Origin of the sequence: Clostridium estertheticum, from assembly GCF_026650985.1 — a bacterium.
In the GTDB taxonomy this organism is placed as follows: Bacteria; Bacillota; Clostridia; order Clostridiales; family Clostridiaceae; genus Clostridium_AD; species Clostridium_AD estertheticum_C.
Genome location: NZ_CP086239.1, coordinates 4,453,553 through 4,467,235, shown reverse-complemented (window position 1 = coordinate 4,467,235; position 13,683 = coordinate 4,453,553). Strand labels below are relative to the sequence as shown.

The following is a 13,683-nucleotide window of genomic DNA, read 5'->3' as shown; positions in this document are numbered from 1 at the left end:
ATAAAATATATTATTTCGGAGATAGATAGAAAGGGGATAATGTAAATGAAAAACTCAGAAAATATGTATAAAAAAGTAATAGATAAATATTATAATGAGCTACCAGATAAAGTTGAAAAAAATATGTCAACTGATGAAATAATTTTATCTGACAAATTAAATTTAGCTTTAAATAAATTGGATATTTTAAAACCAGATATTTTAAATTGTAATATAAATATACTTGAAATTATTAAAAAAGGAGAACTAATAAAACAAAATAGAAAAAACTCTTTAGAATTTATCTATTTTATATCATTGTCTGCATTAATTATTTCATCTTTAATTCTAATAACATTTTATTTTGGTGATAATTTTTTTGTATACTATGAATTGTTAACCTTTATCTTTATGCCTATTGTAATAATTCCATTAGCCAAACTATTACAAACTGGGGGTAATTAATATGCATCCTAAATTAGATACAAAATCATTAATTATTCTTTTGATTTGCATATCACCATTTCTATTATTTCAAGCGGCCTGGATTTTTAAAGACGCAAAAAAGCGAGGAGAAAAATTCTATTGGCTTTGGGGTTTTGTAGGTCTAATAAATATACCAGAATCATTAATTATATATCTAATAGTTACTAGAATAATAGTCAACAAAAATAAAAAGAAAAAAAGATAATAAAATAGTGAACTTTTTATATTCTCACTCGTTAAATCATTATAATGTACAATATATTTTAATTTTATGAGGAGGTTCACAAAATGGGGAATTTAACAACAATAGAACTTTTAAAAACCCTTCTTCCACTTATCATCATCCAATTAAGCCTTATGTTTTTTTGTTTATTGAAACTTTCTAAAGATAATGTTAAATACTTTCCAAAATGGCTTTGGTCTTTGATAATTATTTTTGGTGAATTGCTAGGTCCAATTGCTTATTTACTTTTAGGTAGAGAAAGGAGTTAATTATGCTAAAAGTTACAAATCTAACAAAAAGCTATAAAGAGTTTGAGGTTTTAAAGGGAATAAGTTTCGAAATCAAAAGAGGAAAAATCCATGGTTTTCTTGGACAAAATGGGTCAGGTAAGACAAGCACTATGAATATTCTTACTGGATTAATTGGGTATAATAGCGGTGACATAATGTATAATGGTAAAGATTTTAACAAAAACAAAAGAAGAATTTTAAAAAATGTGGGCTACCTCCCACAAAATCCTGTGTTTTATAACTACATGACTGGTTATGAGTACTTAGATTTTATAGGAAGACTCAGTAATATGAGTATCACAATGATTAAGAAGAGGTCTAATGAGATTTTAGAAATTGTAGGCCTAAAGGATGCTGGAAATAGAAAACTCAGTGGGTTTTCTGGTGGAATGAAGCAACGTTTTGGTCTTTGTGTTTCACTATTTAACAAACCAGAATTATTATTTCTTGATGAACCTACATCAGCTTTAGATCCAGAGGGGCGTATGGAAATTCTTGAATTTATTAATAGTTTGAAAAATGAAGGCGTAAGTGTTTTTTTATCAACTCATATTTTAAATGACGTAGAAAGGGTATGTGATGAGGTAAGTATATTAAAAGACGGGAAAATAGTAGTGTCTGCAGGTCTTGAAGAGTTAAAAAATGATTACATTCAACCAATTTATGATCTTGAATTCGAAGATGACTGTTCAAATTTCAAAGAAAAACTTTCTAAATTAAATTGGGTGGAAAACATACAACGTAATAAAAACAAACTTAATATTTATGTTAAGGATATAAATTTAGCAAGAAGTAACCTATTGCAACTCCTAGCTATAGAGCCTAATCACTTGATGTCATTTAATTTAAGAAAAAGTAATCTTGAGGAAATTTTTTTAAAGTTGGTGAATAAAGATGGCCACATTTAAAGCATATTTTAAAAAAGAAATTTTGGAATCGAAAACACAATATAAATATATAATTTTAGCTGTAAGTTTCCTGTTTTTTGCAATTTCAGACCCAATTATGGTCAAACTTTTACCTGAAATATTAAAAAGTCAACTAACAAAGGGTTCCGCAGACATAAGTGCTTTGTTACCTCCAATCACTCAATTAACAGGTATGCAGAATTATATAAAGGACTTGTTTCAAATAGTAACTCTTGTAATAATTTTCACTACTTGTGGTAGTTTAAGCGATGAGATTACTACAGGAAAGCTTATATTTCCTTATTCTAAAGGAAGTCTACCAACTGGAATAGTACTTGCTAAATTAATAAACTATACTCTAGCATTATCTATCTTTACATTTATAGGGTTTTCAGTGAATTACTATTACTCTGGACTTTTATTAAAAGGCAATCCAGTTGCATTTTCATCAGTTTTATCATCGGCAAGCCTATTATCAATATATTACTTCTTTATAATAACATTAGTATTATTTTGTAGTAGTATAATCCAAAAAGGAGTAATTACAGGAATTATAGTTTTGGTTGTAAACTATTTTTCTGTAGCATTTACAGGCATAAAAAGCATATCAAAATTTATTCCCTATAATCTAGTTGATGGAGCAACTCAGTTTGAATATATAAATCTTACAACAACCATTACTAGTGTGATTATCTTATCCATAATTCTTATTTTATTAACCGTAAGAAGAATGAACAAGGTTAATGTTGTGTAACTTATCTTGGTATTCGAAATGAATAATGAAATATTGGGCATTAATGAAAATCCTAACCATATATTATCATCTTTCTCCGGAAGTGACTTGAAAGGAGAGGTGCAGAAACAATTGAAATCTCATTTAAAAATTCTTGTTTTGCCAACATTAGATTCTCGTAAACCTGCCAGGACGGCAGGTTAGCGAACCCGAGACAGGACGTCGAGTGTGAGCGATAGATAATATAATGTTAAGCAAAACATTAGAATTTCTAAATGAGATTTCATGTTTCAAACTCTCCTTTCAAGTCACGCAGGAGAAAGATGATTTTCATGCACTTTTATTTGTGATGATGTCCATGATGTGGCAATACCTGTTGTATTTTAGCTTCTTGCTCTTTTGTTATAGTACCATTATCAATAAGTACCTTCATTGGACTGGCCTTAGTACTGTCCATTTTTTTCACGTATTCTTGTCTTTCTTTTTGACTCATATTTTGCATTTTCTTATAAATTTCTTTTCTCTGCGTTTGCCTTTCCATCATAATATCTTGAACTTTATTACTTTGCTCAATTGTTATTACCTTATCATCTACAAGACCCTTTAAGCCATTTTTTAGTTCCACAGTTTTTATTTCTGTCCTTTTAACATACATTTTTTCACGAAGAGCTTCCGACTTATCCTTAGTTAAAATACCTTCTGTTACTAAATCATTAAATAATCCACCTTTTTTACCATCACATTTCCCTTTTTCGCATTCCTTATGTTTCTTCTCGGACTTTACGCTAACATATTCTAATACCTTATCTCCTTCAGCTTTAGTAATGATATTTGAGTTCACGCTCTCCTTAATTACAATTTGTAACGTAGCTTTCATCTCTGCGCGCTGTGCTGTATCCACTTTTTTATTACTTGAAGAATGCTTAAATTTTATATTTGTAACAACCTTTTCATTTTCGATGTTGTTATCAGTAGCAAATGCAAGACTTGTTCCGGAAAAAGCTATGCCTGCAGATAACATTCCGCTTAATATTTTCATTTTCAAAGAAGTACTTTTCATTATTAACCCTCCTACAGCAAATTTATACCCCATTATTATTACTGTATTAAGGTAATTATATTCATTACTATAAGAACACTTGTACCCTTTTTTTATGAACTTTATGATAAATATTAAATATAGTTCTTATTTCTATAATTCTTTTCATAAACCTCTCCTATACCTTATATTAATTATTTTTTCTTAAGTTTTCTAGAGTTTTTAATAAAAAACGCCATTAAAACAATAGATTATACATCCATTAAATGCTATAATATTGTAGTTTTATATATTAACTTCAGGGTGGGTGATGATATATGTTAAGCATAGGTTCTCTTAAAAATAACATTACACAGATATTAAATATATTAAAAAAAGATTTAGTTTTTTCGCTAGCTTTAGCACTTTCTATTATAACATCATTCTTTTCCACTCCTAAAATAGAATACATTGATTTTAAGGTTTTATTTACATTATTTAATCTTATGCTCATTGTCAGCGCCTTTAAACATATGAAAGTTCTCGACAAACTAGCTGTAACTTTGCTTATTAAATACGATAGTTCTAAAAAGATCTCTTTTATTTTAATATACTTAACTTTTTTTAGCTCTATGCTCATAACCAATGATGTGGCTTTAATAACCTTTGTGCCTTTAGCCCTTATAATAAGTAAACGCGCGAGTATTAGTCCTATGAAATTAGTTATATTTCAAACTTTAGCTGCTAATATTGGTAGTAGCCTTACCCCTATGGGGAATCCACAGAATTTATTTCTTTTTTCCTATTATAGACTAACAGGCTTTGAATTCTTGAAAACAATGATTCCCTTTACACTTTTAGGTATTATATGGCTTTTCATTCTAAATAATTTCGAAAAAAATAAAAAGCTTAAATTTGATTTAGATAACATAATTATTGAAAACAAAGTAAAAGTGATGGTTTTTTGTCTTCTGTTTATATTTATTATATTATCTGTGTTTAATATAATAAATTATAAATTAGCCTTTATCATTACGCTGCTTACAGTACTAATATTAAATAAAAAACTATTGTTAAAAGTAGATTACATTTTATTACTTACGTTTATATGTTTCTTTATATTTATCGGTAATTTATCAAGTTTGCCTTTTATAAAATCGTTAGCAATAAGTTTTTTGCAAAATAAAACAACAACTTATTTTTCATCTATTATATTAAGTCAAGTTGTTAGTAACGTACCCTGTTCAATACTACTCGCAAATTTCACTTCGAACTGGAGGGAACTTTTGCTTGGAGTAAATGTAGGTGGTCTTGGGACACTAGTTGCTTCCTTAGCCAGTGTTATATCATATAAACTTTACATAAAAAAACGAACTGCAAATGCTCAAAGTAGATATCTCACCTTATTTACATTATATAATTTAATTAGCTTACTAGTATTCACCTTTGTACTTTACTTTATTTTTATATTTTAAAGTTCCTACTGTAGACAATATTGACATATTAATTTATACTTATTCTTATAAAAACAATAATATTTATATAAAGTATTTACTAAAACCTACATTATATGGGAGGAGGATTTATCAAAAGTTTAAATATTCCTTTTGATAAAATAAAAAAATGCCAACTAACACTATTTTAAAACCTATTTATAAAAAAATAGCTATTGATATTACTAATAGGATATTATCTGGGGATTTTTGTATAGGGGATAAACTATATGGTCGCTCTTCTCTTGCTAGCGAATATAACGTATCACCAGAAACTATAAGAAGATCTGTAACTCTTTTAAGTGACATGAATATAGTTACCGTTACTAAAGGGAGTGGAATAGTCATAACCTCCGTGGATAATTGCCTAAAGTTTATTGATAAATTTAAAGATATAGATTCAATAAGTTCTATTAAACAAAATATTTTTAACTTACTCGAAAAGAAAAAAGAGTTAGATAAAAGTATAAATTGTTCTATTGATGAACTAATAGATTATTCTAGTAGATTTAAAAATAGCAATCCATTTATTCCATATGAATTTGAAATACAGCCTGAAATGGTTATTATAGGTAAAACAGTATCTGAATCTAAATTTTGGCAAAGTACAGGTGCAACTATAATCGGTATCAGGCGTGATGATAAATTAATGCTTTCGCCGGGTCCACATTCCACCTTCAAAATTAAAGATGTCTTCATAGTAATTTGTGACGAGTGTAGTTACAATAGAATTAAAACTTTTCTTTATGGAAATCAATAAGTAAAAAGGCGATATATTTTTAAAATATATCGCCTTTTTCTGTTCAAATCAACCCAGAAAACAACTTATAAAAAATTTGTATAAATGTGCTTTAATAGCTAAATAATAATCTAGTAATAATTCTATACAAACTCATATGGATTTACACAATCTTTACAAAGTAACAACTCAATGTTATACTAGGAGTTGTTACTTTATAAAATTAGGAGGTTTTAACTTGATCGAGTTTAAAAATGTAAGCAAAAGCTTTAATGGTAGAAAAATATTAAAAGATATAAATATTACTATACAAGATGAAGAATTAGTAGTTTTTATAGGACCTAGTGGTTGCGGTAAAACTACAACACTAAAAATGATTAATAAATTAATAACTCCCACTTCTGGTGAAGTTTTGATTAATGGTAAAAAGATTGGAGATCAAAACACTATAAAATTAAGACGTAACATGGGTTATGTTATACAACAAGCAGGTCTACTTCCACATTTAACTATAGGTGATAATATAGCATTAATCCCGTCTATAGAAAAAATGGAAAAAGACAAGATACACACCAAAGTAATTGAGTTGTTAACACTCGTAGGACTAGATCCTGATATATATATAGATAAATATCCCAATCAGTTAAGTGGAGGCGAGCAACAAAGAGTAGGTGTTGCAAGAGCTTTTGTAATGGATCCTGATGTAATACTTATGGATGAACCCTTTAGTGCCCTGGATCCTATAACAAAAACTCAGCTTCAAGATGAAGTATTTAATATTCAACAAAACTACAAAAAAACTATTATATTCGTAACTCACGATATGGATGAAGCATTAAAGCTTGGTGATAGAATTTGTATTATGGATGGTGGATATGTGGTTCAATTTGATACGCCATCAGAAATATTAAAGAATCCTATTAATGATTTCGTACGTGACTTCGTAGGTAAAAACAGAATATGGAATCAGCCTGAGTTAATTATGGCAAAAGATATTATGATAGATAAGCCTATAAAATCAGTTGGAGAACGAACAATACTCCAAGCAATTGAAATAATGAAATCTAACAATGTAGATAGTTTACTTGTTGTAGATAAAGGTAATACTCTAACTGGACTTGTTACATTAAAACAAATTAGAACAACTCTAAGAAAAGATCCAGATAAAACTAAGAGAATAAAAGACTTAATGGAAACTCAGCTTATAACCGTAAACCAAGAAGATTCAATAATAAATATATTAGAGGTTATAAAAAAGGAAGATATAAATTTTGTTCCAGTAGTTGATGATAACCATAAGTTAGTAGGCCTTCTTACAAAGAGCAGCCTTTTATCTATATTAAGTAATCAATTCATAGATATGGAGGTAGATGTTAATGAATAGTTTCACTTCTTTTTTTAATTTTGTAGTAGAACGAAAATCTCAAATAATGGATTTGTTTATACAACATATTCAACTAACTTTATTCTCAATTGTTATTGCTATAATAATTGCTATACCACTTGGCATACTTATAGTTCGATATAGAAAACTTTCGGTTCCTGTAATTGGTGTTACAAATGTAATACAATCTATACCTAGTCTTGCATTACTTGGATTCTTAATACCCGTACTTGGTATTGGAAGTAAACCCGCAATTATAATGGTAGTTATGTATTCACTTCTACCAATTGTAAAAAATACATTTACAGGACTCACGAACGTCAGTCCTGCACTTATTGAAGCTGCCGATGGTATGGGACTTACCAATACTCAGGTACTTCTAAAAGTTCGTTTCCCACTAGCTATGCCAATTATAATGTCAGGCATTAGGATATCTTCAGTTACAGCTGTTGGACTTATGACCATAGCTGCTTTCATAGGAGCTGGTGGTCTTGGATACTTAGTCTTCTCTGGAGTTCAAACTGTCGATAATAACATGATTCTTGCTGGAGCTATCCCTGCTTGTATCCTTGCTATTGTATTAGATTTTGTACTAGGTAAGATAGAAGACATCGTAGTTCCTGAGGGAATAAAAGTTACTCATAGTAAAAGTTCTAAACGCAAAGGTTTCTTTGGAAGCAAAAAATTCAAACTTATAACTTCAGGAATTGTACTTTTAGTTATATTATCCACAGTAGCTACAAGTTTTATTAATGATAAAAACAAGATAGTGGTAGGATCTAAAAACTTTAATGAACAATTAGTACTTGGAGATATGGTCTCGTCATTAATTGAAGCTAAAACAAAATACAAAGTTGAAAGAAAATTGAATTTAGGTGGAACTAACGTGGTATTTAGTGCCCTAAAATCAAAAGACGTAGATCTGTATGTAGAGTATACTGGTACCGTTCTTGTAAATATGCTAAAACAACCTACTATGAGCGATCCAACAAAAGTTTACGATACTGGAAAAGCAGCTTTGGCTAAAAAATATGGTATAGAAATGCTAAAACCAATAGGATTTAACAATACTTACGTACTTGCAGTAAAAAAAGATTTTGCAAAAAAGAATAACCTAGAAACTATATCTGATTTAGCGAAGATAAGTCCAACGGTAACCGCTGGAGTTACTATGGATTTTGCTAATAGACCAGATGGTTATCTTGGGCTTCAGAAAAAATATAATTTAAAATTCAAAAGTGTAAAAGGTATAGATGGTGGACTTAGATATACTGCACTTAAAAATAATGAAACACAGGTTTTAGATGCATTCTCCACTGATGGGTTAATTAAAAAGTTTGATTTAAAACTTTTAAAAGATGATAAAGCTTTCTTCCCACCATATTATGCAGTTTCACTCGTAAACGCAGATACATTGAAAAAATATCCTGAGCTAAAGGGTGTTTTATCCGCATTAGATGGAAAAATTAACGATGATGAAATGAGGGCTATGAACTTAAAAGTAGATAACGGCGCACAATCTAAAACAGTTGCCGAAGACTTTTTAAGATCAAAACACTTAATTGATTAATTATCTTCTTTGAAGCTATTAAATTATCTTCTTCGAAGCTATTAAATTATCATCGAAAAAGCTATTATTATAAAAAAGGCGTGGTATATTTTAAAAATATATCATGCCTTTTTTATTTATTATTACAAAATCTAATTAAAGTTATCTTTAATATTAAAAACATATTTACCTAAAGATGTTTTTATTAAAATCTTATAAAACCAAATACTAAGTATAATGGAGCCTACTGATATAAATGGTATCATGACCTTAGAACTATATAAACCATGACTAACTAATAATCTTGATATTTTACTTACAAAAACTGGTTCATGGAACAAATATATTGCGAAAGAATATTTCCCTAAGATTAATAATATTTTACTATTTTTTAAATATACTGCTATATAATACATTGCAACTACTGCAATAGGGGTAAAAATTAAATTTGTGCTTAAATTACTTATAAGTGGATCTTTTATAAGTGATATTACTGGTAATAAAAATATATAACATATAATAGTTATTTTTATATACTTTTTTTTAATTTTTTTAGAATACAATTGGACTCCTAACTCGTATAAGTAAAAGTAATATATAAAATTAATAGGCTGCATATATGGACTAGAAAGTAGTTTTGTTTTAATTTGAATAACAGTTATTATAATTGCTATAATGTATAAAATAATCATTCTTATTCTATAATTTTTTAAAAATTTAATTATAATAGGATAAGTCAATACAACAAGCGTGTACATAGGAATATACCATAATTGATACGCAAAATTATCCCCTAAAAATGTGTTAAATAAATCCTTTAAACAATTTATAAAAACATAATAAATATTAACAGGATCATGTAGGATTATATTTTCTACACAAAGCTTGCCCCACTCAAATAATATCCAACATATACTAACAATAAGAAATGGTTTAATAATCTTAGTAAATTTTTTATATATAAGTTTAGTATATTTTTCATTTTTATCCTGCATTTCATATTTATACCCTGAAATAAATATAAACATGGGCACTGCTACGTGGACAACTTTATCTACAAGATTAAATACAAACCCCACTTGAACATAAGTTTTTAAGTGTAATATACTGAGTAGGAAAAATGCATTGCTATGTATAAGTGTTACAAACAAAATCGCTATCCCACTATATACTTGTAGTTCGCTTAAATGTTTCTTCATAAATACACCCCTTAAAGAATTCCATAAGCTTTTTACTAGCATATGAAAAAGAAAGTTACATACGCATTATACTATCAGTTACGACATCTTTCAACTTTTCTCTCCAATCAAATTTTTTTACCTACTGATAATACTCCTTTATTAATTAAATAAAAAAAGTGCCTATAGACACTTTCCTAAAATTATTATATGTTTTTGATATCTTTATCACCTAAGAGATTTTGCCTTTCCTATTGTTCCGTTAAGTCCATCCCATAAGTAATTGTGCTCCTCAACTCCACTCTTAAAATCTTTATTTTCCCAACGAGTAAGAAACTCTAAAAGCACTACCTTATCAGGATACCCACTTTTTGAAACATCGTTAATTAGTTGGTCACACTTGACATCAGTTATCTCTATCTCTCCCCATATCTTTCCATCCTCTGCCACAATCTTAGTATTTATCATTTTATGCATCGTATTATATAGTACTAGTTCCTTATCACTTATATTTTGTGTGTTATGGCTTTGTTTTATTACAACTGGCTTAGTCTCTAACTGCCGCTTTATCTGAACTGCTTGTACAATTTTAGGAGTATCCTGTTTATTTAGTTTGTGTTGTGAAATATAAAAGCCTCCTGTACCTATTATAACAATCACCAATAATATACTACCTACGACAATCCACCTACCATGATTGGCAAATAGTTTTTTACATGCATCAAGGAATTTACCTCCTATTTTATCTAGTTTCATTAAAAAAACCTCCCTTAAATATTATGTATGGCAATAACATAATATTATATGTATTTTTTTAGTTCATTTGTCAATTTTAAGTATATCACTATTATATCACTATTGTAATATTTTTCCAATAATCATTCTTTAAAGTAATATATAATTATAAAAATTATGTAAATTTAATATATAATATAGTAATATATTATAAGATATGGTAACATGTATACGTATAGAATTAAGGGGTGGGGGTTATTTTATGATAAATACTTTTAGTGAAACAATAATAGTACCATACTTGTATTCGTGTACTAACATTGTAACAGAGGTTAATAAGGAATTTCTTGATTTCACAGAATACAAACTAAGTGAATTGGTTGGTAAATCCATTAAAGAAGTAGGAAACATGTTAAAATTTAATTTGTATCCTTTAGAATATAAACTAAATAATAAGTACTCTGGCTATATATTTACAAAATTCCTTAACGCACTTGAAGTGGACATATCAATATCCCTCGGCTCTGAGACAAATAGTAAACTATATACTTTTGTTGAGAAACCAAATTCCAGACTTAATGACAAACTCATTTTCGTTGAACAAATGTTTATCGATAACATATCAGGTGTTGCTGTTTACAGTGTTCCCGATTTAATATTACTTAAAGCAAATCAAAAATATCTTAATTTTACATACTCTAATTACAATAAAGAAGAAAATAGTATTGGCAAACCTATAAGTGAAGTTATAAATGGCTTTACCGGAACCCCAGCTGAAATTATTTGTAATTCTGTTCTTATTTCTCAAAAGGCAAGTTATATAAAAGAATTCGAATTTGATAATATAACAAAAGGCAAAACTTATTGGGATTCTACTCAAACACCTATATTTGATAATGGAAGGATGAAATACATATTTCACACTGCTGTTGAAGTTACTCAAAGGGTTCTCAAAAACCAAAATATAGAAAGACAAAATAGAATAATCAGCCATCAAAATGAATGCCTAGAACATGAAAAAGCTATTAAAAGGCGTTTTGAGATTTTAAGAAGAGTGATAAATACCTTTGATTTACCTGTTGTTAGGTTATCCTGTCCTGATTTGAAAATTATCGCTATTAATAAAAAGGCTCTTAATACTATTAAATTGATTAAGCCTGGATTTATGACCAACACGAATATAAAAAACAATACGATGAAATTTTTATTAGGATTACTCCGAACAACCGAATATGATAGCCGCATCAGTGGAGTATTAAAGGAAAAGAAAACTAAATATTTAAATAAACAACACTATGTTATAAATGGAAATGAATTATATTTTAATATTATATTCGAACCTGTGCTTGAGGTAAATGGCGAAATACAAGAAATTTTAATTCTAGTAATAGATGTTACTCCTGAAATTAAGTCTAATATAAATATGAAAAAAGCATTGAAATCACAAGGAGAATTTCTTGTTAACATATCCCACGAACTTAAGACACCACTAAATGTTATATTTGCAACAGCTCAGTTATTTAATGTGTATTGCGAAAGTGGTTCCCTTGATGAAAATAAAGACTCAATCATTAAATATATAGATTCGATCAAACAAAACTCCTATAGATTATCTAAAATGATTAATAACATAGTTGATTTGTCAAAAATTGAAGCAGGATTTTTTAAACTTAACCTATCAAATAACGATATAGTTAAATTCGTAGAAGATATAGTGCTGTCTGTAACTAATTTCACTGACAGCAAAGGATTAAATATTATCTTTGATACTAATACAGAAGAAAAGATAATTGCTTACGACCCAGAAAAGATAGAAAGGGTAGTATTAAATCTTATATCAAATGCTATCAAATTTTCAGATGCAGGTAATGAAATATTAGTAAATATTAATGACAAAAATAAATTTATTGAAATATCAGTAAGTGACAATGGCATTGGAATTGAAAAAAAATACTTAGATATGATCTTTGATAGATTTAAGCAAGTAGATAAATCTTTATCAAGAAATGCAGAAGGTACAGGCATCGGCTTAAGTCTAGTTAAATCTATTGTTGAATTACACGGTGGTACTATAACAGTCGAGAGTCAGTATGGTTCGGGAAGCAAGTTTACCGTTAGTGTTCCTTCCGGAAAGGTCTCTAATGAAAATAAAATATACAATAGTGAAGTACGTGGTAAAGATCAAAGTATAAGAGTTGAACTTTCTGATGTTTATTCATAATCTTCAAATTATAAAAGATTAAAAAACAAGCATCCTCATGCTTGTTTTTTACTTTTCTATTTAGCCATTTTTAATGTTGCTTCATTTCCTTTAGTAGTAATTTTCCACATTATTATATCGCTTTTTGAACTACAGCAACTTGCCTTTTTAGTAGCACTTCCACAATCACATGAGCCAGAGCAAGACACCATATCTTCCTTCTCAATATATCCCTTCCTCTCAAGTTGCATTAGCATTTGTTCAACCATTCCCTCATCTACGCCAAGTTCTCTAGCCATTATTTTATTAGAATATCTGTCACCTTGAGCCAACCTTTTAAGTACCTTCATTAACATTGTACATTCCTCCATTACATATAAATCTATATATTCTATTTTTTATATTATATTTAAATAACCGGTTGTCGACTACACCCAAGTTCTTTTGCACATTCATGTATTTTTTTCTCCATGTGTATCCATGAACGTTTGGAATATACCACTTTAACATTAGATCTTCTTGACTCTTCTTTAACAATTTTTGTTAACTGGTGCCCTACAAAATCTATCAAAATCATTACTAAATCTATGTGACCTGGTAATCTAAAATTTTTAGCGTCCTTTTTTCTACCGGTTATATGCTCTATATCATTAAATCCATTCTGCATTAATTTTTCAGTAATATTACCAAGTTTATCTCCACCTATTAGTAATATGCACATAGGTTCACCTCCCTTTGTATATTATATATCATGATATTGATATTCAT

General features: G+C 28.6%; 15 protein-coding genes. 10 read left to right on the top strand and 5 right to left on the bottom strand.

Going from position 1 to position 13,683, the window contains the following annotated elements; translation table 11 throughout:
* Positions 1-45: 45 nt before the first annotated feature.
* From LL038_RS21460 to LL038_RS21440, 5 genes are all read left to right on the top strand, one after another.
* Positions 46-444: a hypothetical protein gene (locus tag LL038_RS21460; RefSeq protein WP_216122960.1), complete on the top strand. Its 399-nt coding sequence runs from the start codon at positions 46-48 to the stop codon at positions 442-444.
* A gap of 1 nt (position 445) precedes the next feature.
* Entirely contained in the window at positions 446-670 is a 225-nt protein-coding gene (locus LL038_RS21455; protein WP_216122962.1) for a sigmaY antisigma factor component, read from the top strand.
* A gap of 83 nt (positions 671-753) precedes the next feature.
* Complete coding sequence (locus LL038_RS21450; RefSeq protein WP_216122964.1) at positions 754-957, top strand: PLD nuclease N-terminal domain-containing protein; 204 nt, start codon at positions 754-756, stop codon at positions 955-957.
* A gap of 2 nt (positions 958-959) precedes the next feature.
* A complete protein-coding gene (locus tag LL038_RS21445; RefSeq protein ID WP_216122966.1) occupies positions 960-1,886 on the top strand; it encodes an ABC transporter ATP-binding protein in 927 nt (308 codons plus the stop codon).
* Complete coding sequence (locus LL038_RS21440; RefSeq protein ID WP_216122967.1) at positions 1,873-2,640, top strand: hypothetical protein; 768 nt, start codon at positions 1,873-1,875, stop codon at positions 2,638-2,640. The genes LL038_RS21445 and LL038_RS21440 overlap by 14 nt, the downstream gene beginning before the upstream one ends.
* A gap of 319 nt (positions 2,641-2,959) precedes the next feature.
* Here LL038_RS21440 and LL038_RS21435 read toward each other — a convergent pair whose 3' ends face one another.
* Positions 2,960-3,679, bottom strand: a complete 720-nt coding sequence (locus tag LL038_RS21435; protein WP_216122972.1) for a hypothetical protein — start codon at positions 3,677-3,679, stop codon at positions 2,960-2,962.
* Positions 3,680-3,975: 296 nt separating this feature from the next.
* On the opposite strand from LL038_RS21435, the gene LL038_RS21430 reads away from it, so the two are divergent.
* The 4 genes from LL038_RS21430 to LL038_RS21415 all read left to right on the top strand — a co-directional run bounded on the left by LL038_RS21430 (position 3,976) and on the right by LL038_RS21415 (position 8,823).
* Positions 3,976-5,112 (top strand): SLC13 family permease, encoded by a 1,137-nt coding sequence (locus LL038_RS21430; protein WP_216122973.1) that lies wholly within the window; start codon positions 3,976-3,978, stop codon positions 5,110-5,112.
* 148 nt (positions 5,113-5,260) lie between these two features.
* A complete protein-coding gene (locus LL038_RS21425) occupies positions 5,261-5,890 on the top strand; it encodes a GntR family transcriptional regulator (protein ID WP_216122980.1) in 630 nt (209 codons plus the stop codon).
* A 217-nt stretch (positions 5,891-6,107) separates the two neighbouring features.
* Positions 6,108-7,253, top strand: coding sequence for an ABC transporter ATP-binding protein (locus tag LL038_RS21420; protein WP_216122982.1), 1,146 nt, complete (start codon positions 6,108-6,110; stop codon positions 7,251-7,253).
* A complete protein-coding gene (locus tag LL038_RS21415; RefSeq protein WP_216122984.1) occupies positions 7,246-8,823 on the top strand; it encodes a glycine betaine ABC transporter substrate-binding protein in 1,578 nt (525 codons plus the stop codon). Before LL038_RS21420 ends, LL038_RS21415 begins: the two co-directional genes overlap by 8 nt.
* Positions 8,824-8,954: 131 nt before the next feature.
* Here LL038_RS21415 and LL038_RS21410 read toward each other — a convergent pair whose 3' ends face one another.
* Positions 8,955-10,001, bottom strand: a complete 1,047-nt coding sequence (locus LL038_RS21410) for an acyltransferase family protein (RefSeq protein WP_216122986.1) — start codon at positions 9,999-10,001, stop codon at positions 8,955-8,957.
* A gap of 207 nt (positions 10,002-10,208) precedes the next feature.
* The gene (locus LL038_RS21405; RefSeq protein WP_216122989.1) at positions 10,209-10,736 is read right to left on the bottom strand and encodes a DUF6241 domain-containing protein; all 528 of its coding nucleotides are present in this window, start codon (positions 10,734-10,736) and stop codon (positions 10,209-10,211) included.
* A 241-nt stretch (positions 10,737-10,977) separates the two neighbouring features.
* Between LL038_RS21405 and LL038_RS21400 the strand changes: the two genes are divergently transcribed.
* The gene (locus LL038_RS21400) at positions 10,978-12,936 is read left to right on the top strand and encodes a sensor histidine kinase (protein ID WP_253199807.1); all 1,959 of its coding nucleotides are present in this window, start codon (positions 10,978-10,980) and stop codon (positions 12,934-12,936) included.
* Positions 12,937-12,992: 56 nt separating this feature from the next.
* On the opposite strand, the gene LL038_RS21395 is transcribed toward LL038_RS21400, so the two are convergent.
* Both LL038_RS21395 and LL038_RS21390 read right to left on the bottom strand, forming a co-directional pair.
* A complete protein-coding gene (locus LL038_RS21395) occupies positions 12,993-13,271 on the bottom strand; it encodes a FeoC-like transcriptional regulator (protein ID WP_216122991.1) in 279 nt (92 codons plus the stop codon).
* Between the two features lie 53 nt (positions 13,272-13,324).
* Positions 13,325-13,636, bottom strand: coding sequence for a DUF2325 domain-containing protein (locus LL038_RS21390; RefSeq protein WP_216122993.1), 312 nt, complete (start codon positions 13,634-13,636; stop codon positions 13,325-13,327).
* Positions 13,637-13,683 lie beyond the last annotated feature (47 nt).

What these genes read in the sequence shown, in the direction of transcription:
- LL038_RS21390 (WP_216122993.1), bottom strand. Translation starts at nt 13,636, where the DNA reads ATGTGCATATTACTAATAGGTGGAGATAAACTTGGTAATATTACTGAA.
- LL038_RS21440 (WP_216122967.1), top strand. Translation starts at nt 1,873, where the DNA reads ATGGCCACATTTAAAGCATATTTTAAAAAAGAAATTTTGGAATCGAAA.
- LL038_RS21400 (WP_253199807.1), top strand. Translation starts at nt 10,978, where the DNA reads ATGATAAATACTTTTAGTGAAACAATAATAGTACCATACTTGTATTCG.
- LL038_RS21445 (WP_216122966.1), top strand. Translation starts at nt 960, where the DNA reads ATGCTAAAAGTTACAAATCTAACAAAAAGCTATAAAGAGTTTGAGGTT.
- LL038_RS21395 (WP_216122991.1), bottom strand. Translation starts at nt 13,271, where the DNA reads ATGTTAATGAAGGTACTTAAAAGGTTGGCTCAAGGTGACAGATATTCT.
- LL038_RS21415 (WP_216122984.1), top strand. Translation starts at nt 7,246, where the DNA reads ATGAATAGTTTCACTTCTTTTTTTAATTTTGTAGTAGAACGAAAATCT.
- LL038_RS21460 (WP_216122960.1), top strand. Translation starts at nt 46, where the DNA reads ATGAAAAACTCAGAAAATATGTATAAAAAAGTAATAGATAAATATTAT.
- LL038_RS21405 (WP_216122989.1), bottom strand. Translation starts at nt 10,736, where the DNA reads ATGAAACTAGATAAAATAGGAGGTAAATTCCTTGATGCATGTAAAAAA.
- LL038_RS21430 (WP_216122973.1), top strand. Translation starts at nt 3,976, where the DNA reads ATGTTAAGCATAGGTTCTCTTAAAAATAACATTACACAGATATTAAAT.
- LL038_RS21410 (WP_216122986.1), bottom strand. Translation starts at nt 10,001, where the DNA reads ATGAAGAAACATTTAAGCGAACTACAAGTATATAGTGGGATAGCGATT.
- LL038_RS21435 (WP_216122972.1), bottom strand. Translation starts at nt 3,679, where the DNA reads ATGAAAAGTACTTCTTTGAAAATGAAAATATTAAGCGGAATGTTATCT.
- LL038_RS21450 (WP_216122964.1), top strand. Translation starts at nt 754, where the DNA reads ATGGGGAATTTAACAACAATAGAACTTTTAAAAACCCTTCTTCCACTT.
- LL038_RS21455 (WP_216122962.1), top strand. Translation starts at nt 446, where the DNA reads ATGCATCCTAAATTAGATACAAAATCATTAATTATTCTTTTGATTTGC.
- LL038_RS21425 (WP_216122980.1), top strand. Translation starts at nt 5,261, where the DNA reads ATGCCAACTAACACTATTTTAAAACCTATTTATAAAAAAATAGCTATT.